Source organism: Frigoribacterium sp. PhB107 (genome assembly GCF_003751515.1).
In the GTDB taxonomy this organism is placed as follows: Bacteria; Actinomycetota; Actinomycetes; order Actinomycetales; family Microbacteriaceae; genus Frigoribacterium.
The window spans coordinates 1,277,107-1,297,864 of record NZ_RJKU01000001.1 but is presented as its reverse complement, the minus strand read 5'-3'; the positions used below and the strand labels follow the sequence as shown (position 1 = coordinate 1,297,864).

At 73.0% G+C, this 20,758-nt stretch carries 20 protein-coding genes; 13 read left to right on the top strand and 7 right to left on the bottom strand.

The features are described 5' to 3' along the window. Positions 1 to 41: 41 nt before the first annotated feature. The 4 genes from EDF18_RS05995 to EDF18_RS05980 all read left to right on the top strand — a co-directional run bounded on the left by EDF18_RS05995 (position 42) and on the right by EDF18_RS05980 (position 3,413). Positions 42 to 1,004: a D-isomer specific 2-hydroxyacid dehydrogenase family protein gene (locus tag EDF18_RS05995; RefSeq protein ID WP_123546806.1), complete on the top strand. Its 963-nt coding sequence runs from the start codon at positions 42 to 44 to the stop codon at positions 1,002 to 1,004. 168 nt (positions 1,005 to 1,172) lie between these two features. Continuing rightward, the gene (locus tag EDF18_RS05990; protein WP_233568997.1) at positions 1,173 to 1,832 is read left to right on the top strand and encodes a hypothetical protein; all 660 of its coding nucleotides are present in this window, start codon (positions 1,173 to 1,175) and stop codon (positions 1,830 to 1,832) included. Between the two features lie 228 nt (positions 1,833 to 2,060). Then, positions 2,061 to 2,618, top strand: a complete 558-nt coding sequence (locus EDF18_RS05985) for an NADPH-dependent FMN reductase (protein ID WP_123546805.1) — start codon at positions 2,061 to 2,063, stop codon at positions 2,616 to 2,618. Between the two features lie 225 nt (positions 2,619 to 2,843). After that, complete coding sequence (locus tag EDF18_RS05980; RefSeq protein ID WP_123546804.1) at positions 2,844 to 3,413, top strand: manganese efflux pump MntP family protein; 570 nt, start codon at positions 2,844 to 2,846, stop codon at positions 3,411 to 3,413. 154 nt (positions 3,414 to 3,567) lie between these two features. Here the strand turns inward: EDF18_RS05980 and EDF18_RS05975 are convergent, their stop codons facing one another. Continuing rightward, positions 3,568 to 3,921 carry a PRC-barrel domain-containing protein gene (locus EDF18_RS05975; protein WP_123546803.1) on the bottom strand — a complete coding sequence of 118 codons (354 nt, stop codon included), beginning with the start codon at positions 3,919 to 3,921 and terminating at the stop codon, positions 3,568 to 3,570. Between the two features lie 267 nt (positions 3,922 to 4,188). Between EDF18_RS05975 and EDF18_RS05970 the strand changes: the two genes are divergently transcribed. Both EDF18_RS05970 and EDF18_RS05965 read left to right on the top strand, forming a co-directional pair. Continuing rightward, a complete protein-coding gene (locus tag EDF18_RS05970; RefSeq protein WP_123546802.1) occupies positions 4,189 to 4,941 on the top strand; it encodes a gamma-glutamyl-gamma-aminobutyrate hydrolase family protein in 753 nt (250 codons plus the stop codon). A gap of 292 nt (positions 4,942 to 5,233) precedes the next feature. Next, positions 5,234 to 6,721, top strand: a complete 1,488-nt coding sequence (locus EDF18_RS05965; RefSeq protein WP_123546801.1) for an MFS transporter — start codon at positions 5,234 to 5,236, stop codon at positions 6,719 to 6,721. A gap of 329 nt (positions 6,722 to 7,050) precedes the next feature. On the opposite strand, the gene EDF18_RS05960 is transcribed toward EDF18_RS05965, so the two are convergent. The 4 genes from EDF18_RS05960 to EDF18_RS05945 all read right to left on the bottom strand — a co-directional run bounded on the left by EDF18_RS05960 (position 7,051) and on the right by EDF18_RS05945 (position 11,149). Next, on the bottom strand, positions 7,051 to 7,713 hold the full coding sequence (locus EDF18_RS05960) for a response regulator transcription factor (protein WP_233568996.1): 663 nt from the start codon (positions 7,711 to 7,713) through the stop codon (positions 7,051 to 7,053). Beyond that, complete coding sequence (locus tag EDF18_RS05955) at positions 7,710 to 9,113, bottom strand: sensor histidine kinase (protein ID WP_158614625.1); 1,404 nt, start codon at positions 9,111 to 9,113, stop codon at positions 7,710 to 7,712. Before EDF18_RS05955 ends, EDF18_RS05960 begins: the two co-directional genes overlap by 4 nt. Before the next feature lie 106 nt (positions 9,114 to 9,219). Continuing rightward, positions 9,220 to 10,035 (bottom strand): hypothetical protein, encoded by an 816-nt coding sequence (locus EDF18_RS16285; protein ID WP_158614624.1) that lies wholly within the window; start codon positions 10,033 to 10,035, stop codon positions 9,220 to 9,222. Positions 10,036 to 10,231: 196 nt separating this feature from the next. Next, entirely contained in the window at positions 10,232 to 11,149 is a 918-nt protein-coding gene (locus EDF18_RS05945) for an ABC transporter ATP-binding protein (RefSeq protein WP_123547331.1), read from the bottom strand. A 132-nt stretch (positions 11,150 to 11,281) separates the two neighbouring features. Here EDF18_RS05945 and EDF18_RS05940 point away from each other — a divergent pair, with 132 nt between their 5' ends. After that, positions 11,282 to 12,736 (top strand): NtaA/DmoA family FMN-dependent monooxygenase, encoded by a 1,455-nt coding sequence (locus EDF18_RS05940; protein ID WP_233568995.1) that lies wholly within the window; start codon positions 11,282 to 11,284, stop codon positions 12,734 to 12,736. A gap of 41 nt (positions 12,737 to 12,777) precedes the next feature. On the opposite strand, the gene EDF18_RS05935 is transcribed toward EDF18_RS05940, so the two are convergent. Continuing rightward, positions 12,778 to 13,209, bottom strand: coding sequence for a hypothetical protein (locus tag EDF18_RS05935; protein WP_123546799.1), 432 nt, complete (start codon positions 13,207 to 13,209; stop codon positions 12,778 to 12,780). A gap of 215 nt (positions 13,210 to 13,424) precedes the next feature. On the opposite strand from EDF18_RS05935, the gene EDF18_RS05930 reads away from it, so the two are divergent. Next, complete coding sequence (locus EDF18_RS05930; protein ID WP_123546798.1) at positions 13,425 to 14,690, top strand: FAD-binding protein; 1,266 nt, start codon at positions 13,425 to 13,427, stop codon at positions 14,688 to 14,690. Further along, positions 14,683 to 15,657: an aldose 1-epimerase family protein gene (locus EDF18_RS05925; RefSeq protein ID WP_233568994.1), complete on the top strand. Its 975-nt coding sequence runs from the start codon at positions 14,683 to 14,685 to the stop codon at positions 15,655 to 15,657. Before EDF18_RS05930 ends, EDF18_RS05925 begins: the two co-directional genes overlap by 8 nt. 19 nt (positions 15,658 to 15,676) lie before the next feature. Here the strand turns inward: EDF18_RS05925 and EDF18_RS05920 are convergent, their stop codons facing one another. Then, a complete protein-coding gene (locus tag EDF18_RS05920) occupies positions 15,677 to 15,994 on the bottom strand; it encodes a hypothetical protein (RefSeq protein ID WP_123546797.1) in 318 nt (105 codons plus the stop codon). 292 nt (positions 15,995 to 16,286) lie between these two features. Between EDF18_RS05920 and EDF18_RS16280 the strand changes: the two genes are divergently transcribed. The 4 genes from EDF18_RS16280 (at position 16,287) to mmsB (ending at position 20,656) form a co-directional block, all read left to right on the top strand. Further along, a complete protein-coding gene (locus EDF18_RS16280) occupies positions 16,287 to 16,436 on the top strand; it encodes a hypothetical protein (RefSeq protein WP_158614623.1) in 150 nt (49 codons plus the stop codon). 189 nt (positions 16,437 to 16,625) lie between these two features. Then, positions 16,626 to 17,753 (top strand): multiple monosaccharide ABC transporter substrate-binding protein, encoded by a 1,128-nt coding sequence (chvE, locus tag EDF18_RS05910; RefSeq protein WP_233568993.1) that lies wholly within the window; start codon positions 16,626 to 16,628, stop codon positions 17,751 to 17,753. A gap of 97 nt (positions 17,754 to 17,850) precedes the next feature. Beyond that, on the top strand, positions 17,851 to 19,401 hold the full coding sequence (gene mmsA / locus EDF18_RS05905) for a multiple monosaccharide ABC transporter ATP-binding protein (RefSeq protein ID WP_123546795.1): 1,551 nt from the start codon (positions 17,851 to 17,853) through the stop codon (positions 19,399 to 19,401). Continuing rightward, positions 19,388 to 20,656 (top strand): multiple monosaccharide ABC transporter permease, encoded by a 1,269-nt coding sequence (gene mmsB, locus EDF18_RS05900; protein WP_123546794.1) that lies wholly within the window; start codon positions 19,388 to 19,390, stop codon positions 20,654 to 20,656. Before mmsA ends, mmsB begins: the two co-directional genes overlap by 14 nt. The last annotated feature ends 102 nt before the right edge of the window (positions 20,657 to 20,758 follow it).

The window sequence follows — 20,758 nt, the reverse complement described above, 5'->3', positions numbered from 1 at the left end:
CCAGCGCGGGCACGTCGCCGCGGCGTCGATAGGTTGGGCCGATGACAGACATCGCCGTGACCGTCCTCCCCGTCCCCGACTCGTCCGGAGTGGGCGGCGACGTCTGGGGCGTCGGCCCCGCGACGCGCGCCGTCGAGGCCACCGGCGCCAGGGCGGTCGAGCTCGGCGACGAGACGCAGATGATCGTGGTCGGCGGCCGCGTCGACCAGGCCGAGCTGCGCCGGGCGATCGACGAGCACCCCGCCGTCTCGGTCGTGCAGCTGCCGAGCGCCGGTGTGGACTCGTACGTCGAGACGATGAGGGCCACCCGCCGTGACGGGCTCGTCTTCACCAGCGCGAAGGGGGCCTACAGCGCGCCGGTGGCCGAGCACGCGCTCGCCCTGACCCTGGCGACGCTGCGTTCGCTGCCCCTCCGAGCCCGTGCGGACTCCTGGGAGCAGGAGCAGCGCGGCATCTCGCTGAACGGGTCGCGTGTGCTGATCATCGGCGCGGGCGGCATCGGCACCGAGCTGCTGCGGCTCCTGGGGGTGTTCGACGTCGAGGTGACGATGGTCGTGCGGACGCCCCGCGAGGTCCCGGGTGCCGTGCGCACGATCACCGCCGAGGGTCTCGCGGAGGTGCTGCCCGACATGGACGTCGTCGTGGTCGCGGCCGCCCTCACCGACGGCACGGCCAAGATCGTGGGCCGGGCCGAGCTCGAGGCGATGAAGCCGACAGCCGTGCTCGTGAACATCGCCCGAGGGCCCCTCGTCGACACCGACGCGCTCGTGGCGGCGCTCGCCGCGGGGTCGATCGGCGGAGCCGGCCTCGACGTGGTCGACCCCGAGCCGCTGCCCGACGGGCACCCTCTCTGGGACGAGCCGCTGGCGCTGATCACCCCGCACCAGGCGAACACGAACGCGATGACCGAGCCGCTGTTCCAGGCCCGGGTCGAGGAGAACATCCGGGCGCTCGCCGACGGCGGACAGCCCGTCGGCGTCGTGGACGTCGACGCCGGGTACTGACGCCTTCTCGCAGGGCCGTGGGCCCGCAGGCCTGCCGCCCCGCCGGGAGCGACCCTGTCGAGGGCTCAGGAGGCGGGCACGTCCACGGCGTCGGCGTGCAGGTGAGCACGGCCGTCCGGCCCCCGCCGCCTGAATCCTCGACGCCTAGGTCCGCGTACCGTCGCCCCCATGCGCCGTCCCCGTCCCGTTCTGCCCGCTCTCGGCCGGCACCGCCCTCCGCGCGCCCCTGACGACCGTTTCCGCGGCCGCATCGCGGGCTTCGGCACGGCCTCCGGGACCCGTGTCGTCATCGGCATGTGGGACGAGTCGCCGCTCGGCCGCTTCGCCGACGTGATGATCGAGGACGCGGCGGGCCACCGCCTCCTGCTCGCACCCTCGCCCGAGGTCGCGGACTACGTCTCGTCGACCTACTCGTTCGACGAGGTGCGGGTCGTCCCGGTCGCCCGCCGCAGGGTCGACGGCGGCATCGCCGTGACGGCGGGCGACCTCGAGGTGACGCTCGCCGTCGGGCCGATCTCGTGGCTCGGCGTGTTGCTGCGGCTGGTCCCGCGCGGCCTCGCAACCCGGCCGGCGTGGCTCACCCTCGTCGATCCTGTCGCCCGCGTGCTCGTCCACGGCGCCCGCACGGCCGGCACCGCGGGCGGAGGCCGCCGCGAGTACTACGGCGTCACCCTCGTGCGCGACCTCGCCGCCGTCACGGCCGTCCGCGACGGCGTCGACCTCGGCTCGATCGCGCCGCTGTCGCCGCCCGTGCGATTCGGGTTCGGCTCGGCGCCCGCACGGCCCAGCCTGGTCGACGTCGTCAGCACGATCCGCCGCCCCGCCTGAGCCGAGGAGGCGCGCGGCAGCCCCGCGACGACGCGCGTTGCCTGGATGGAGGAGGCGCGCGGCACCCCCAACGACGACGCGCGGGGTGAGGGTCGGCGCGCGTCTCGCAGCGGTCCTCGGGAATATCCCGCGCCTCCGGCAGGTCTCCCTTCGTGCACGTGCATGACGCGTCACCTACCCGCGTCGGAGCCCGCTGCACCCACCGCACCACTTCAGCAAGGAGACCCCATGACCACCGTCCTCGTCCTCGTCGGCAGCCTGCGCGCCGGATCCACCAACAAGCAGATCGCCGAGACCGCGGTGCTGAACGCCCCCGAGGGCGTCACCCTGAGCGTCTACGACGGCATCGCGCACCTGCCGTTCTACAACGAGGACATCGACGTGGACGGCGCCCGTCCGGAGGCGGCCGTCGCGTTCCGCAGCGCGCTCAGCGGCGCCGACGCCGTGCTCGTCGTCACGCCCGAGCACAACGGCACCATCCCGGCCGTCCTCAAGAACGCGATCGACTGGGCGTCGCGCCCCTACGGCGAGAGCCAGATCTCGGGCAAGCCGGTCGCCGTCATCGGCAGCGCGTTCGGCCAGTTCGGCGGCGTGTGGGCGCAGGACGAGACCCGCAAGTCGTTCGGCATCGCCGGCGCGAAGGTCCTCGAGGACGTGACCCTGGCCATCCCCGGCTCGGTCGTCCGCTTCGCCGAGGTGCACCCCAAGGACGACGCCGAGGTCGTCGCGAAGCTCGCCGAGGTCGTGTCCGCGGTCGTGGCGTCGACGCGCAGCGACGCCGCGTAGGCGACTCCTCGGGAGCGTCGTCGCAGGCGCGACGAGCCAGCAGGAGGCGGGCGAGACCGTGTCGGTCTCGCCCGCTTTCCCACGCGGTCGCCCGACACCGCGGATTCGGCGTCCCGAAGTTGTCTGATCAGGGCTTTTCTGGCGTCACGGCCGCCTCCGGCATGCCAAGATCGACAGGTTCCGGGGCGACGACGCCCGCCGTCGCCGCCACCGAAAGGACCCGTCGTGAGCTTCTGGGCCCTCCTCTTCATCGCCCTCGGCGTCTCTGCCGACGCCTTCGCCGTCGCGCTGGGCAAGGGCTTGCACATGCGCCAGTTCTCGGTGCGCGGGGCCACGGTCATCGCCGTGACGTTCGGTCTCTTCCAGGCGGCGATGCCCCTCGCGGGCTGGCTGCTCGGCACCGCCTTCGCCAGCTACATCGCCGACTTCGACCACTGGATCGCCTTCGGGCTCCTCGCCCTCATCGGCGCGAAGATGCTCTGGGAGGCCTTCACGAAGGGCGCGGACGACGACGAGGACGTCGACCGGATCTCCACCCGCGAGCTGCTGCTGCTCGCGGTGGCGACCAGCATCGACGCCCTCGCCGTCGGCGTGACGCTCGCGTTCCTGCCGGTGTCCATCGGCGGGGCCGTGCTCTTGATCGGCGTGACGACGACCGTCCTGACCTTCGTCGGCGTGCTCGTCGGCCACCGGGTCGGGGCGCGCTTCGGCAAGCCGGCCGAGATCGCGGGCGGCGTCGTCCTGATCCTCATCGGCACGAGCATCCTGCTCGAGCACCTCGGAGTGCTTGCCTAGCCAGGCACCGGAGCGCAGGCCAGCGGGCCGTTGCCCGGAACGCGGCTCACGGGCCGAGGTCCCGGAGCAGCAGGCTGCAGATCGCGACGTCGGGGACGACGAAAGGAGGCGCGGTGCTCGTCGCACCGCGCCTCCTCGTGTCCTGCAGCCTGAGTCAGCGGCGGCCGAGCCGACGCTCTCCGCCGGCGCCCAGCGCGTAGGGGAGGCCGTAGTGGGCGAAGACGTCCGCCTCCTGCGAGGCCTCGAGCTCGCCGTCGGTGTCGATGGACGGGGCGTCCTTGACGAGCTTCTTGTCGAACTGGACCTTGAGGTGCTTCGGGGCGACGACCGCGCCGTCGAGGGGCACGAAGATGAGCTTCTTGCCCACGAGGCCGGTCTGGACCGTCGCGAAGGACGGGGTGTCCGACGACGTGTCGAAGTAGACGCTCTCGAGCTGTCCGATCTTGTCGCCGCTCGGGTCGACGACCGGCAGGCCGATCCAGTCGCGCAGGTTCTCCGCTTCGAACATGACATCCCTCTCTGCTGCACGGATCAGGGCCGGCACGCGTGTGGTCGACGGTAGTAGCCCGGCGTGCGCGCGGGCCGGGCAGTGCGCGCGGGCCGGGCAGCGCGCGCGGGCCGGGCAGTGCGCTCGGCCCGGGCAGTCCGCGCGGGCTGGGCCGCGCGCAGGCGCGCCGTGCCGATCCGGGCGGTTCCGGTCCGCCCCGTGCCGTCGAGGACTCAGGCGTGCGCGTCGCGACCGGCCCCGCCGGCAGGCGCCTGGCACGATGGCGGCATGTCCGACCTGAGTCCTCGACGCGACCCTGCGTCGACGCCCGTCCTGCTCGTCGTCGACGTCGCCGACGGCGGTCGCGACGACCCCGCCTTCGAGGCCGAGCTGCAGCGCCTCACGGCCAGCGTCGTCGCGGCGGCGACCGACGTGGGCTTCACCGTCGACCGCGTGCCGGCGGCGCAGACGCCCCCGGCCGAGCTCGACGAGCGCCTGTCGGCGGCGGACGCGGTCATCGTGACCGGGGGAGAGGACGTCGACCCGTCCCTCTACGGCGGCGACCCGGGCGAGCCGCACCTCGGCCAGACGTTCCCGGCGGCGGACCGGGCCCAGGTCGCGATCGTCCGTCGCGCCGTCGAGGAACGCACCCCGCTCGTCGGCATCTGCCGGGGCATGCAGCTCGTGAACGTCGCCCTCGGCGGCGACCTGGTGCAGCACCTCCACGACGGCGGACACGTCGGAGGCGACACCGCCGACAGCATGGTCGACCACCGCGTGCTCGTCGAGCCCGGCAGCGAGCTGGCGAAGGCGCTCGGCGCGACGGAGCTCGACGTGCGGAGCTCCCACCACCAGGCCGTCGGACGTGTCGCCGCGGGGCTCAGGGTCGTCGCCCGCGCCGACGACGGCACGATCGAGGCGGTCGAGCACGAGGAGGCGCCCGTCTGGTGCGTCCAGTGGCACCCGGAGGACGCGGGGTCGCGCGGCACCGTGCTCACCGACCTGCTGGAGGCGGCGCTGGCCGCTCGCCGCGCCTCCTGAGGCCGTCACAGCGGGGCGGCGACCTGTCGACCAGGGCGGCGACGGCACTGCGCAGGCCGCAAAACCGAATGTCGTTCTGGATCTTGCGGAGGGCCCGGGGGGCCGTGCAACACTGGATGGACGCCCTCGTCGTGGAGTGGCCCATCCCCGAACGCCCGCCCCTCCGCCGCGACGTGCGCGCTCCGCCTCCCGACACCGCCCGCGTCGTCACGCCGGGTCTTGTCGGCTGAGTGGTCCCTCGACGAGCCGATCGTCGTGCGCGCCCGGCCGGCCCGTCCAGGAAGGCCTGACCGTGCCCCAGAACTCCCCGCGTCCCGACGACACCCGCACCGGCTCCGTGGCCCTCGCCCCCGAGCCCGACACGCAGGGCCCGACCTCGACCCCGTCCTCGACCTACACGGGGTCCATGCGGGTCAGCGGCATCGACACCCCGGCCCCCCGTCCGACCCACGGCCACGACGGCACGCCGCACGTCCTCACCCCGTCGGCGATCGTCGGCATCGCCGTGCTCGGGCTGGCCACGTTCTTCGCGATCACCACCGAGCTGATGCCCGTCGGGCTCCTCTCGACGATGAGCGAGGACCTCGGGGTCACCGAGTCCCGCATGGGCGTCGTCATCACGGTCTACGCCCTCGCGGTCGCCCTGCTCGCGCTGCCGCTGACGTGGGCGACGGCGCGCGTGCCGCGGAAGGCCGTCCTCGTCGCGACCCTCGGCGGCTACACCGCGTCGAACCTGATCGTGGCGCTCGCCCCGAACTTCGAGACGGTCTGCGTGGGACGCGTCGTGGGCGGCATCGCCCACGCCCTCTTCTTCTCGGTGGCCTCGGCGTACGCCACGCGCATCGTCCCGCCCCGGCTCGCGGGCCGCGCCATCGCGTTCGTCTACTCAGGCAGCTCGCTCGGCTTCGTGCTCGGCGTGCCCCTGGCCACGGCGGTCGGCGACCACCTCGGCTGGCGCTCCGCGGTCTTCGCCGTGGCGGTCGCCTCCGCCGTCCTCGCCGTCGTGGCGCTGGCGTTCCTGCCCGCGGTCCGGGGCGAGTCGTCGCCGCACCTCGGCTCGGTCGCGGCCTGGGCTCGTTCGGGCCTGCTCGCCGTCGTCGTCGCCGACCTCCTCCTGTTCGCCGGGCACTACGTCGTCTACACCTACGTCGGCCCGTACCTGATGACGGCCGGACTGGGCGACGACGCGGTCGCACCGGCCCTCCTCGTGCTCGGCGTCACGGGCATCGTGGGACTGCTCACCGCCGGGGCCTTCGTCGACCGGGCGCCGCGACAGACGCTCATCGCCGCCGTGGCCGTCATGGCGCTGGCACTCGCCGCCCTGCCCCTCGTGCACGGCTCGCTCGTCGGCACCTTCGTGGTAGCAGGGCTCTGGGTCGCGGCGAACGGCACCACCGGGACCTTGTTCATGGCGGCGGCCATCCGCACCGGAGGCGTCAGCCCCGACATCGCCGGAGCTCTCGTCAACGCAGGCTCCAACGTCGGCATCGCGGCTGGGGCCGCGCTCGGCGCACAGGTGTTCGGCACGGCCGGGCTCGGCCTCGGCGCGCTGCCGTTCGTCGCGGCGGTCGTGGTCGGGGCGAGCCTCGTGGTCGTCGTCCTCGGCCGCCGGGGCTTCCCGGTCTCGGGACACACGCAGTCGACCCTGTCGACGTCGAGCCTCCGCACCATCACCTCGTCCGTGTCGGTCGTGACGGCGTCGATCGCGACCGTGCAGGCGGCCCGCACGGGCTCGGTGCCGACCGGACCCGCAGTGCGCGGCGGGCGTCGGAGCAGCTAGCCCCGGTCGGGGTCCGTCGGAACGGGTGCCCGCGCCTCCCGTGCCCGGCACCACCGCGGCACGGTGCCGTGTCGAGGACTCAGGCAGCGGCGCCGTCGAGGGCGCCCGATCGGCGGCGTGCACGGCGCGCACGGCGCCGTCTCCTGAAGGGTCGACGCGGTCGACGCGGTCGAGCGGGGCGGCCCCCGTGTTGAGCGAGCGACCCTCGTGTCGAGGACTCAGGCGTCGGCGTCCTCGACGGGCTCCGACCGGCGGCACGAGCGTCATCGGCGTCGTCGCCTCCTGATCGCTCGACACGGTCGAGCGCGAAGGCCGCCCGCGGCGCGGGATCAGCCCCCGGCGAGCCCGTTCTCGTAGGCGAAGATCACCGCGTGCACCCGGTCGCGCGCGTCGAGCTTGGCCAGCACGCGTCCGACGTGCGTCTTGACGGTCGACTCCGAGAGAAAGAGCTCCCGGGCGATCTCCGAGTTGCTGAGCCCACGCCCGATCGCGACGAGCACCTCTCGCTCGCGCTCGGAGAGCAGGTCGATCGAGGAGGCGCGACGCACGCCCGCAGGATCGGGCAGGCGCCCCCGGTACAGGTCGATCATCGCGCGGGTCACGCGCGGCGACACGATGGCGTCGCCCGCCGCCACGGTGCGGATAGCGGCGACCAGCTCGGCCGGGGGAGCGTCCTTGAGGAGGAAGCCGCTCGCGCCCGCGTTCAGGCCCCCGAAGGCGTACTCGTCGAGGTCGAACGTCGTCAGCACGAGCACGCGCGCCTCCGGGCGCGCGGCGACGATGCGGCGGGTGGCCTCGATCCCGTCGAGGGCGGGCATGCGGACGTCCATCAGGACGACGTCCGGCCGCAGTTCCGCGTCGCGCTCGACCGCGGAGAGGCCGTCCGCGGCCTCGCCCACGATCCGGAGGCCCGGCTGGGCCCCGAGCACCATCGCCATGCCGGCGCGCAGCAGGTCCTGGTCGTCGACGAGCATGACGGTGATGTCGGTCACGGTGCCTCCTCGGGCAGCTGGTCGGCGTCGGTCGGCGTCGGGGCAGAGGTCGCGCTCGCGGCGGGCTGGGCGTCCCGCCCGGGGAGGGGCTGAGCGCTCGCCCCGGTCACCGGCTGAGCGCCGGCGCCGTCGCCGTGACCCGGCAGGGCGAGCCGCAGCCGCCACCCGCGCCCGCCCAGGTCCGTGCGCGGGCCGGCCTCGAGGGTGCCCCCGTACAGTGCTGCGCGCTCGCGGAGCCCGACGAGCCCGCGCTCCGTCCCGACCGAGGCGGCGGGGACGGTGCCCGCGCCGTCGTCGACGACCTCGACGGTGACCCCGCCGAGCGCGGGCCCGAGCCCGAGCGCGTCGACATCGCCGCTGCCGCTGCCGCTGCCGCTGCCGCTGCCGACGCCCCGACCCTCGGCACCGCGCAGGACCACTGCGACCCGCGTCGGCCGCTCGGCGTACCTCAGGGAGTTCGTCAGCCCCTCCTGCACTGTCCGGTAGAGGACCACCTGCAGAGCAGGAGCCGTCGGCAGCTCGCCCACGCGGGTGAGCGCGACGGGCAGGCCGGCCGAGCGGTAGGTCTCGACGAGGTCGTCGAGCTCGTCGAGCCCCGGCTGGGGAGCGAGCGCCGCGTCGTCGTCGTCGTCGTGCAGCACGCCGAGCAGGCGGCGCATGTCGGCCAGCGCCTCCCGTCCGACGACGCCGATCTGCCGCACGGCGTCGCGGCTGCGCGCCGGGTCGACCTCGGCGACCGCGTCGGCCCCGTCGGAGAGGCTGATCATCACGGACATGCCGTGGGCGACGACGTCGTGGAGCTCGCGGGCGATCCGCGCGCGCTCCGCGCCCGCGGCGAGACGCGCCTCCTGGTCCCGGTCGCGCTCGAGCTGTGCGGCCCGGTCGATGAGGGCGGCGAGGTACTGGCGCCGGCTGCGCACGTTGAGCCCGACGAGCACGACCACGACGATGCCGAAGGCCGCCACCAGCGGCGACTCCAGCTGCGGGACCAGCGTCGCCGACAGGGCCCAGAGCAGGCCCACGACCGCCGCGGAGCAGGCCCAGGCCCAGCGGGCGCCGCGGTGGGCCGCGACCGAGTAGAGGGCGATGAGCAAGGCCCAGGGCAGGTCGGTCGCGTCGAGCGCGGCCTGGCCGACGAGGGCGGCGAAGGCGACCGCCGCCACGACGACGGGTAGCCTGCGGCGCAGCAGAAGTGCGCCGGAGGCGAGGGCCCAGAGCACGTACCAGGGCCAGGGAGCGGGGAAGACGACGACCCACGGGGCGATCTTCGAGACGCCTCCCAGGATCCCGAACGCCCCGGCCGCGAGGGCGACGACGACGTCCGTCGCGACGGGGTGCGCCGCGATGCGTCGGCGGATCGCCCCGGGCGGCCGGGGCACGGCGCCCACACCGGCGCCCACGCCGGGGACCGGCACCGGTACCGGCGCGGCGCCGGGCCCCGGCGCGGGGCCGGGCCTCGGCGCGGTGTCGGGACCCGACGACGAGGAGGCGCGGCGGACGCGCATCTCAGACGTCGCGTCGCGCGGTGGCCCACGCCGCGGCGGCGGTCGGCACGACGAGCCAGGCGGCGAGCACGCCCAGGTCGCGGCCCAGGTCGGCGACGGGCTCGGTGCCGGAGGAGAGCTGGCTCATGGTCGTCTCAGCGTACGTGAGGAGCAGGACGGACCAGTCGGATCCCTGGCTGGCGGTCAGCAGGATCACGGCGACGGGCAGCACGAGCAGCACCCCGAGGACGATGGCGATCGCCCCGGCCGAGCTCCGGACGAGGGTGGCGACCATCACGGTGAACACGGTGAGCACGGCCAGCCACGCCGCCGCGGCGCCGACGGCCTGGAGCACGGCGGCGTCGACGAGCGAGGTCCGCAGGCCCGTGCTCCACAGCACCGCGCTCGACGCCGCCCACGCCGCGACCGACGAGGCCGCCGAGAGCACGACGGCGGCGCCCGCCGCGACGAGGGCCTTCGCCGCGAGCACGGGCAGCCGCCGGGGCACGGCGGAGTAGGTGGTCCGCTTCTGGCCGGTCGCGAACTCCTGCGTGACGAAGAGCACGACGAGCACAGCGACGAAGAGCTCACCGACCGTCGTCGCCGGCGCCATCGTGCGGAGGGTGGTCGCCACCCCGCCCGCCAGTGCGCCGGCAGGGTCGGAGGCGTCGGTGAGGGCGACGGCGGCGCTCGCCGCGGCGGACAGGACGACGGTCAGCGCCGCGATCAGCCAGGTCGAGCGGACGCTCGTCAGCTTGGTCCGCTCCGACCAGGCGACGCGGGCGAAGGTCAGGCGCGGTGCGCGCTCGAGCGGGCTGAGCAGGGGTGCGGTGGTCACGAGGTGTCTCCGATCGGGAGGAAGTGCGGGGAGGGAAGAAGAGAAGGAGGGGAGGAGGAGAGAGCGCGGAGGAGCAGGCGCGGAGCAGTGGTCGGAGGTCGGAGCAGCGCGGCTGCGGTGCTCAGTCCGGTCGAGGACTCAGGAGGCGCCGGTCACGGGGGCCCGGCGGCGCCCGTCCTCGAGGCGCCCCCGTCGATCACGCCTGAGTCCTCGACCCGGACCGGTACTCGACCGAGTCGTCGGTCAGGCCGAAGAAGGCGTCCTCGAGCGACGTCTGCGTGGGCGTCAGTTCGAACAGCAGCACGCCGGCGGGAGCGGCCGCGCGGGCGATCTCCTCCCCCGAGAGGCCCGCGACCTCGAGGCGATCCGCGGCGAGGTGCGTGACCGTGCCGCCGAGCGGGCGCAGCAGCGCCTCGAGGCGCTCGGTCGAGTCGGTCCTGACGGCGACCGTGCCTCCTCCCTGGCCGGCGAGCACGTCGGCGACGGAGGCGTCGGCGATGACCCGGCCCCGGCCGAGGACGACGAGGCGGTCGGCCGTCTGGGCCATCTCGCTCATCAGGTGGCTGGAGAGCAGCACGGCCCGCCCCTCGGCGGCGAGGGAGCGGCAGAGCTGCCGCACCCAGATGACGCCCTCCGGGTCGAGCCCGTTGACGGGCTCGTCGAGCACGAGCGTGTCGGGGTCGCCGAGCAGGGCCGTGGCGATGCCGAGGCGCTGTCCCATGCCGAGGGAGAAGGTGCCGGCACGGCGACGTGCGACCGACTCGAGGCCGGTGAGCCCGATGACCTCGTCGACGCGGCGGTCGGGGATGCCGTGCGTCCGGGCGACGGTGCGGAGGTGGTCGCGGGCCGTGCGCCCGGGGTGGACGGCACCCGCGTCGAGCAGGACCCCCACCTCCTGCAGGGGAGCCGGGCTGTCGGCGTAGCGGTTCCCGTTCACGGTGACCGTGCCCGACGTCGGCCGGTCGAGCCCGACGATCATGCGCATGGTGGTCGACTTGCCGGCGCCGTTCGGCCCGAGGAACCCGGTGACGGACCCCGGAGCGACGGTGAACGAGACGTCGTCGACGGCGAGGGAGGCGCCGTGGCGCTTGGTGAGGTGGCTGGCTTCGATCATGGTCACGACGCTACGGAGAGCGGTGACCGCCCTCGTCGGAGCAGGGTGCCGGCGTGGTGGTACCGCGGTACCACGCGTCGCGGGGCGTCACGGGCCCGGCCCGCGCCTCCGGCCTGTGGCAGTGTCGACCGGGTGACCGACGAGACCGCCCCGACGCCCGAGACCGCCCCGACGACCGCACCCGCGCCCGACGCCTCAGCTGCGCGCACCGCGCCCGACGCGAAGAAGAAGCTGATCCTCAACCTCTTCGAGATGAACTGCGTCGGCCACATCACGCACGGCCTCTGGCGGCTCCCCGGCAACCACCGTCGCGAGTACACCGACATCCGCTACTGGACCGAGCTCGCGCGGCTGGCCGAGCAGGGCGGCTTCGACGCCGTGTTCCTCGCCGACGTGCTCGGCACCTACGACGTCTACCGCGACAGCCCGGCGCCGGCCCTGCTCGAGGGGATACAGGCGCCCGCGAACGACCCGATGCTCGTCGTGCCGGCGATGGCCGCGGTGACCGAGCACCTCGGCTTCGGCGTCACCGCGTCGACGAGCTACGAGCCTCCCTTCGCGTTCGCGCGACGCATGTCGACGCTCGACCACCTGACGGGGGGCCGCGTCGGCTGGAACGTCGTCACCTCGTACCTGCCCTCGGCCGCGCGCAACTTCGGGCTCGACGACCAGATCCCGAAGGAGGAGCGCTACGCCCGGGCGGCCGAGTACCTGGACGTGCTCTACAAGCTCTGGGAGGGCTCGTGGGAGGACGACGCCGTCGTCGCCGACCCGATCGCCGACGGACTCGCGCCCGGCTCAGGCGTGTACACCGACCCGTCGAAGGTGCACACGATCGACCACGACGGCCGCTTCTACAAGGTCGTCGGGCCGCACCTCAGCGAGCCGTCGCCGCAGCGCACCCCGGTGCTCTTCCTCGCGACTGCGTCGCCGACCGGCGTGGAGCAGGCCGCCCGCAACGCCGAGGTCGTCTTCACCGGCGGACGTGCGGTGGCCCGCGTGGCGGAGGCCACCAGGGCCGCAGCCGTCGAGGCGGGCCGGGCTGCCGACGACGTCCGCTTCATCGTGCAGGCCGGCGTGATCACGGCCGAGACCGAGGAGGCGGTGGCCGAGAAGCTGGCCCTCTACGAGTCGTTCGCCAGCGAGCAAGGCGCGCTCGTGCACCGCAGCGTCCCCTTCGACGCGCCGTCGCACGACCCCGCGACGACCGTCCGCGAGGCCCTCGTGGCCGAGGGGCGCCTCGAGCACCCGGGGGCCGCCTCCCTGCCTCTCGACATCACGGTCGGCGAGCTGATCGCGAGCGTGGACGAGGCCTGGGGCGGCGCGTTCTTCGTCGCCGGGACGCCGACGGTCGTCGCCGACGAGATCGAGCGGTGGCTCGACGAGGAGGGGATCGACGGCATCAACCTGCGGCAGTACCACTCGTACGACACGCTGCGCGACTTCGTCGAGCTGGTCGTGCCCGAGCTGCGCCGTCGCGGCCGTGTGCGCGAGGCGTACGTGCCGGGCGAGACGCTGCGCGAGCGGTACACGGGGGGCGGGCCGCGCCTCCCGGCGTCGCACCCGGCGGCGGCGTACCGGCGCTGAGGCGCTGACGCGCTGACGCGCGCCGGGGCGACACGACGCGGCTAGGCGGCGCGACGGACGCGGTAGCGCGCGGGCACCGACGGCACGCGCAGCCAGGTGGTGCGGCGGACGCCGTCCGACGAGGTCCACTCGACGAAGACGGTGCCGAGCTCGGCGAGGGCGCCGATCTCGGTCGGCGTCGCGACGCCCATCGCCGAGCGGCGACGGAGGGCGTCGGAGCGGCGGGCGACGCCGCCGGGCAGCTCGACGACGACGTCGCGGGGGGTCTGGCCGCCGACGCGGCGGAGCACGAGGCAGGCACCGAGCGGCAGGGCCGGGTCGCTGCCGTCGTTCGGGACGTCGAGCCAGGTGAGGAAGAACGACGGCGCACGGCGCAGTCGGACGACGCGCTCGGGGCGGACCCGGCGGTCGTGGCGGGGCTGCTGCGGAGCGGAGGCGCGGACGGCGTCGGTGCCGTGTGCGGTCGAGTCCATCGTGGTGTTCCCCTGGGTCGTGGTCGGTCGGCGGCGGTCTCCCGGGGCCTGTACCCAGCGAACCGCGTCCTGGCCCGGGGGACAACGGGGGACGCGGCCCCGGTCCGGGGGGTCGGCGGTCCCCAGTGAGGGGGACACGAGCACCGGCACGGGCTCGGCCCGCGCCGAGTGAGCGCTCACTAGACTGGACGCCGCCACCGAGTCGAAGGAGTCTCATGCACAACTGGGCCGAGAACGTCGAGTACACGACGACCGACCTCCGCACCCCCACCTCGGTCGACGAGCTGCGCGACGTGGTCGCGTCCAGCCGTCGCGTGAAGGCGATCGGCTCGCGGCACTCGTTCAACCGGGTGGCGGACACCGACGGGGTGCTGGTCTCGACCGAGGCGCTCGGGCTGCCGATCGAGCTCGACCAGGCCGCGGGCACCGTCCGCGTCGGGGCCGGCACCACGCACGCCGTCCTCGCCCGCGAGCTGCAGGCCCGCGGCCGTGCCCTGCCGAACCTCGCCTCGCTGCCGCACATCAGCGTGGCTGGCGCCGTGCAGACGGGCACCCACGGCTCCGGGGTGCGCAACCCCGCGCTCTCGGCGAGCGTCGCCGCGGTCGAGATCGTGCGGGCCGACGGCTCGCTCGACGTCGTCCGCCGGGGCGACGAGGCGTTCGGCGCCTCCGTCGTCGGCCTCGGCGCCCTCGGGATCGTCACGGCGCTCGTGCTCGACACCGTGCCGACCTTCGACGTCGTGCAGACCGTGCACCACGACCTCCCGTGGGAGGCGGCCCTCGAGGACTTCGGCGCCCTGATGGCGCACGCCTACAGCGTCAGCCTCTTCACGAGGTACACGGGCGACGTCGTCGGCCAGGTCTGGGCGAAGGCGCGGGTGGGCGACGCCCCGCTCGCGACGCCGCTCGACCTCGTCGCGCTCGGTGCCCGCCCCGCCTCCGAGGCCGTGCACATGCTGCCCGACACGGCGGCCGACGCCGTCACCCCGCAGCTCGGCGTCCCCGGCCCGTGGCTCGACCGGCTGCCGCACTTCCGCGCCGAGTTCACGCCGAGCGCGGGGGAGGAGATCCAGAGCGAGTACCTCGTCCCCGCCGAGCACGCCCCGGCCGCCGTCGAGGCTCTCCGAGCGATCGGCGAGAGCCTGGCCGACGTGATCTTCGTCAGCGAGATCCGCAGCGTCGCCGCCGACGACGCCTGGCTCAGCCCGAGCGGCGGCCGCGACAGCATCGCGTTCCACTTCACCTGGCGTCGCGACACGGAGGCGGTGCTCGCGGTGCTCCCGAGCGTCGAGGAGGCGCTGGCCCCGTTCGACGCCCGCCCCCACTGGGGCAAGGTGGCCGGCCTCGACCACGGGGTGCTGCGTCGTCGCTACCCTCGACTCGACGACTTCGCGGCCCACGCCGCCGCCGTCGACCCCGAGGGCCGGTTCCGAAACGCGCACCTCGACCACACCGTCTTCGGAGGAGCCGCCCGTGCCTGAGACCACCACCGCCGTCACCGACCCGGCGACGCCTGCCGCCGTCCCCGTCAGCGGCGTGCCCACCGTGCTCGAGCACGGCCCGTACCGGGCCGAGATCGCCGGGGTCGGTGCCACGCTGCGTACACTGACGCACGACGGTCGCGACCTCGTCGTCCCGTTCGGCCTCGACGAGGTGCGTCCGCTGTACCGCGGCGCGCTGCTCGCCCCGTGGCCCAACCGGGTCGTCGACGGCTCGTGGGACGACGACGGGGCCGAGCGCCAGCTGCCCCTCAACGAGGTCGAGCGGGGTCACGCGCTGCACGGTCTGGTGCAGTGGGCGGACTGGGCGTCCGACCCGGCCGACGAGGCCGACGCGCACCGCGCCTCCCTCGTGACCCGGCTCGCACCGAGCGACGGCTACCCCTACCGCCTCGAGCTCCGGGCCGTGTACGAACTCGGCGACGCCGGCCTCGTCACCACGGTCACGGCGACGAACGTCGGGCAGGGCACGGCTCCGTACGGCGTCGCGCCACACCCGTACCTCGTCGCCGGCGAGGGCCGGGTCGACGACTGGTCGCTGCTGCTCCCGGCGGCGAGCTACCTCGAGGTCACCGAGGAGCGCCTCGTCCCCACCGGCGTGCACGGCGTCACCGAGCGCGACGGCTTCGACTTCCGCGAGGCCCGCCCCGTCGGCGACCTGTTCGTCGACCACGCCTTCACCGAGATCGACGCGGACGCCGAGGGCCGCGCCACGGTCGAGGTCGTCGCCCGCGACGGCCGCGGCGTCGCGATGTCGTGGGCCGTCTCCGAGCTGCCCTGGGTCCAGGTGCACACGGGCGACCGCCCCGAGCCCGAGCTCGACCGCCTCGGCCTCGCCGTGGAGCCGATGACCTGCCCGCCGGACGCCTTCACGAGCGGCGTCGACCTCGTCCGGCTCGCGTCGGGGGAGTCGCACACCGTGTCGTGGACGATCGCCGCGATCGCCTGACCCGGCCAGGCCGGGGCGCCTACGCGCCGATCGGCTCCGCGTCGAGTCGCTCCGCCTGCCAGGTGACCGCCGAGACGGCGCCGAGCGACCAGCGGTCCAGCACTCCGTCGAGGGCGCGCCGGGTGCGGCGGGCGGCGAGCTCGTCCCGCACCACGACGTCGAAGCGCAGCATCTCGGGCAGCTCGGTGAGCAGCACGGTCCCGGCGTCGGCGAGCTGCACGAGGTACTGCCCTTCGTCGACGCGTGCCGTCGTGTGCTCAGCCAGGAGCCGCCGCGACAGCCAGAACAACCCGGCGCTGTCGTGCGCGGTGTGGACGGTGGCCGTGACGGTGATCATGCGCACATCGTGCCCCGCGTTCCGCTCAGGCCCGTGAACGGCGTGTATCCGGCGTGTGAACCCTGGCCCCCGAGCGCGCGACTTGACATCGGTCGCGGCCTGCCTCATAGTTGCCCCGGACCACAGATGTGAGCGCTCACATGAAACGGTCACATCCGCTATGCCGGGTCGGCACAGCAGCCGCACCGGTGACGCACGGCCCCGACATCGGAGCCGCCCAGCACCACCTGTCACACCCCCCCCCGCACCGTCCCGCGCACCAGCGACACACCACCTGACGAAGAGGTCACCTGTGAACCGCACCGCTCGCACCACCCCCGCCGCCTCGGCCCCGCCCCAGGCCGCAGCTGGCTCCTCGGCCGCTCGCGCCGCTTCGTCGGCAGCGCCGACCGCTCGCGTCGCCGCCGCCTCCTCGGCCCTCCGCGCCTCCGCCCCCGCCTAGGCCCCTCTGCTCCGGCGCGCCTCCCCGTGCGCCGGCCGGCTCGCCGTGACCCCGGTCGCGACCCGCCGCCCCCCGGCCCGGTCCCGCGACGTCCCGCCGCTCGCCCCCGCCGATCCCTGCACCACCCACGCAGCACACCATCCGTCATCGACGACGCCGTCGAGATGACACGGACACGAAGGAATCCCCGTGAACAACAAGAAGCTCATGGTCGGCATCGTCGCCGCCGGACTCGCCATCTCGCTCGCCGGCTGCGCCGGCGGCGGTCGTGGCGGCGACAGCGGCAGCGGCGACAGCGGCGGAGACAACTCGGGCGCCCTCATCGGCGTCGCGATGCCCACGAAGGTCTCCGAGCGCTGGATCAAGGACGGCGACGCCGTCAAGAGCGCCCTCGAGAAGAAGGGCTACAAGGTCGACCTCGAGTACGCCGACAACAAGATCCCGCAGCAGGTCCAGCAGGTCAGCAACATGATCACCAAGGGCGCGAAGGTCCTCATCGTCGCCTCGATCGACGGCGGCTCGCTCAGCGACCAGCTCGACTCGGCCGCCAAGGCCGGCATCGACGTCATCTCGTACGACCGCCTCCTGACGGGCAACGAGAACGTCGACTACTACGTCTCGTTCGACAACTACAAGGTCGGCGTCGACCAGGGCACCAGCCTCCTCACCGGTCTCGGCCTCGCCGACGCCGACGGCAAGAAGATCGACGGCGCCGAGCCGAAGAACATCGAGGTCTTCGCCGGCAGCCCCGACGACAACAACGCGACCTTCTTCTTCAACGGCGCGATGGACACCCTCAAGCCCTACATCGAGGACGGCTCGCTCACCATCGGCTCCGGCCAGGCCGAGTTCACGCAGGCCGCCACGCTGCAGTGGGACCCTGCCACCGCCAAGGCGCGCATGCAGAACCTGATCGCGTCGACCTACTCGGGCGGCACCAAGCTCGACGGCGTGCTCTCGCCCTACGACGGCATCTCGATCGGCATCATCTCCGCCCTCGAGGGCGCCGGCTACAGCTCGGACGCGCTGCCGATCGTGACCGGCCAGGACGCCGAGGCCGCCTCGGTCAAGTCGATCATCGCCGGTCAGCAGTACTCGACCATCTACAAGGACACCCGTCAGCTCGCTGACCAGTCCGTCGTGATGGCCGACGACATCCTCAACGGCAAGACGCCCGAGACGAACGACGACAAGACGTACGACAACGGCGAGAAGGTCGTCCCGACGTACCTCTTCCAGCCGACCATCGTCACGAAGGACAACTACAAAGAGGTCCTCGTCGACAGCGGCTACTACACCGAGGCCGACCTCAAGTAGGTCTCCCCTCCCCGGGGCGCAGGAGGTGCGGTGCACCCGCTCCGCACCTCCTGCGCCCCACAGCTCCGCCCCACCCCATGCACGAAAGAAGGAACACGTGGCGAACACGATCCTCGAGATGCGCGACATCACGAAGACGTTCCCCGGCGTCAAGGCCCTGCAGGACGTCACGCTGGAGGTCGAGCGCGGCCAGGTCCACGCGATCTGCGGCGAGAACGGCGCCGGCAAGTCGACGCTGATGAAGGTGCTGTCGGGGGTCTACCCGTCCGGCTCGTTCGACGGCCAGATCCTGCTCGACGGCCAGCCCGTCGACTTCAAGAACATCAACGACTCCGAGGCCGCGGGCGTCGTCATCATCCACCAGGAGCTGGCCCTCAGCCCCTTCCTGTCGATCGCCGAGAACATCTTCCTCGGCAACGAGCAGTCCAAGGGCGGCTTCATCGACTGGAACAAGACCAACCTCGACGCCGCCGGCCTGCTGGCCCGCGTCGGGCTGCGCGACAACCCGGTGACCAAGGTGACCGACATCGGCGTCGGCAAGCAGCAGCTCGTCGAGATCGCCAAGGCCCTCTCGAAGCGCGTGAAGCTGCTCATCCTCGACGAGCCGACCGCGGCGCTGAACGACGACGACTCCGCCCACCTGCTCGACCTCATCAAGAGCCTGCAGGGGCAGGGCATCACGTCGATCATCATCAGCCACAAGCTGAACGAGATCAAGGCGATCGCCGACAAGGTGACGATCATCCGCGACGGCAAGACGATCGAGACGCTCGACATGCACGCCGGCGAGGTCACCGAGGACAGGATCATCAAGGGCATGGTCGGCCGCGACCTCGAGAGCCGGTACCCGGCGCACGAGTCGAAGGTCGGCGAGGAGCTGCTCCGCATCGAGGACTGGACCGTCCACCACCCGCTCGACGCGACCCGCGAGATCATCCACCAGGCCAACCTGAACGTGAAGGCCGGCGAGATCGTCGGCATCGCGGGCCTGATGGGGGCCGGGCGCACCGAGCTCGCGATGAGCGTCTTCGGCAAGAGCTACGGCACGGGCATCTCGGGCACCGTCTACAAGCGCGGCGAGAAGATCGACACGGGCACGGTGAGCAAGGCCATCGACGCCGGCATCGCGTACGCGACCGAGGACCGCAAGAAGTACGGCCTGAACCTGATCGACGACATCACCCGCAACGTCTCGGGCTCGGCGCTCCGCAAGCTGGCCAAGGCCGGCTTCGTGAACAGCTCGGAAGAGAGCACGGTCGCCGAGCGGTACCGCAAGAGCATGAACATCAAGGCGCCCAACGTGGCCGCCCTGACGGGCAAGCTCTCGGGCGGCAACCAGCAGAAGGTCGTGCTCTCGAAGTGGATGTACACCGACCCTGACGTGCTCATCCTCGACGAGCCCACCCGCGGCATCGACGTCGGCGCGAAGTACGAGATCTACACGATCATCAACCAGCTCGCGGACGCCGGCAAGGGCGTGATCGTCATCTCGAGCGAGCTGCCGGAGCTGCTCGGCATCTGCGACCGCATCTACACCCTCTCGGAGGGGCGCATCACGGCCGACGTGCCGATCGCCGAGGCGACCCCCGAGTTCCTCCTGAAGTACATGACCCTCGAACGAGAGAGCCCCGTCAATGAGCGCGCCTAGCCCCACCCAGGCCACCGACCCGAAGCCCACGGGCGGGTCGCCCACCTCCCGTCAGCCGCAGAGCGGCTCCGGCGGCAACCCCCTCGTCGGTGCGGTCTCGTACCTCGGCGGGCAGCTGCGCCAGATCGGCCTCTTCATCGCGCTGATCGTGATCGTGCTGTTCTTCCAGATCACGACGAACGGCATCACGCTGGCGCCGATCAACGTGTCGAACCTGGTGGTGCAGAACAGCTACATCCTGATCCTCGCCATCGGCATGGTGATGGTCATCATCGCCGGCCACATCGACCTGTCGGTCGGCTCCATCGTCGCCTTCACGGGCGCCATGGCCGGCGTGATGATCACGCAGTGGGGCCTGCCCTGGCCCGTCGCGGTCGTCCTCTGCCTCGTGCTCGGCGGCCTGGTCGGCGCCTGGCAGGGCTTCTGGATCGCCTACTTCGGCATCCCGGCGTTCATCGTCACCTTGGCGGGCATGCTGGCCTTCCGCGGCGCGGCGCAGATCGCCCTGCAGAACCAGCAGATCTCGCCCTTCCCCCAGGGGTTCCGCGACATCGGCTCGGGCTTCCTGCCCGCATTCGGCTCGACCGGCTACGAGCCGCTGACCCTGGTGCTCGGTGCCATCGCCGCCCTCGCGCTGATCGGCACGGGCCTCCGCGGCCGTGCCACGCGTCGCAAGTACCAGCTCGAGGACGAGCCGTTCCTGTGGTTCATCACGAAGATGGTGTTCACGGTCGCCCTCGTCATGTACATCGGGTTCCTCCTCGCCAGCTACTCGGGCACCCCGATCGTCCTGGTCGTGCTCGCCGTGCTCGTCGTCGTGTACTCGACCGTCATGAAGAACTCGGTCTTCGGCCGCCACGTCTACGCCATCGGCGGCAACCTGCACGCCGCCGAGCTGTCGGGCATCAAGACCAAGCGCGTCACCTTCCTGCTCTTCGTGAACATGGGCGTCATCTCGGCCCTCGCCGGCCTGGTCTTCACCGGCCAGCTGAACCTCGCCAGCCCCAGCGCCGGCAACGGGTTCGAGCTCGACGCCATCGCGGCCGTCTTCATCGGCGGCGCGGCGGTCACGGGCGGCATCGGCACGGTCACCGGCGCCATCGTCGGAGGCCTGATCATCGGCATCCTGAACAACGGCATGTCGATCCTCGGCGTCGGCACCGAGTACCAGTCCCTCATCAAGGGGCTCGTGCTGCTCGCCGCGGTCGCGTTCGACGTCTTCAACAAGCGTCGCGCCGCCTCGAGCGGCAAGTAGCGGCGAGCAGCGAGCGAGCGAGCACCAGCTCAGCTCGGCTCGGCGAGACTCGTCGACCGGTCGGTCGGTCGACGGATCAGGAGGCGCGGCCCAGGGGGGACC

Excerpts from the sequence above, each read along its gene's own strand:
- EDF18_RS05995 (WP_123546806.1), top strand. The coding sequence starts at position 42 with ATGACAGACATCGCCGTGACCGTCCTCCCCGTCCCCGACTCGTCCGGA.
- EDF18_RS05990 (WP_233568997.1), top strand. The coding sequence starts at position 1,173 with ATGCGCCGTCCCCGTCCCGTTCTGCCCGCTCTCGGCCGGCACCGCCCT.
- EDF18_RS05985 (WP_123546805.1), top strand. The coding sequence starts at position 2,061 with ATGACCACCGTCCTCGTCCTCGTCGGCAGCCTGCGCGCCGGATCCACC.
- EDF18_RS05975 (WP_123546803.1), bottom strand. The coding sequence starts at position 3,921 with ATGTTCGAAGCGGAGAACCTGCGCGACTGGATCGGCCTGCCGGTCGTC.
- EDF18_RS05970 (WP_123546802.1), top strand. The coding sequence starts at position 4,189 with ATGTCCGACCTGAGTCCTCGACGCGACCCTGCGTCGACGCCCGTCCTG.
- EDF18_RS05945 (WP_123547331.1), bottom strand. The coding sequence starts at position 11,149 with ATGATCGAAGCCAGCCACCTCACCAAGCGCCACGGCGCCTCCCTCGCC.
- EDF18_RS05935 (WP_123546799.1), bottom strand. The coding sequence starts at position 13,209 with ATGGACTCGACCGCACACGGCACCGACGCCGTCCGCGCCTCCGCTCCG.
- EDF18_RS05930 (WP_123546798.1), top strand. The coding sequence starts at position 13,425 with ATGCACAACTGGGCCGAGAACGTCGAGTACACGACGACCGACCTCCGC.
- EDF18_RS05920 (WP_123546797.1), bottom strand. The coding sequence starts at position 15,994 with ATGATCACCGTCACGGCCACCGTCCACACCGCGCACGACAGCGCCGGG.
- mmsB (WP_123546794.1), top strand. The coding sequence starts at position 19,388 with ATGAGCGCGCCTAGCCCCACCCAGGCCACCGACCCGAAGCCCACGGGC.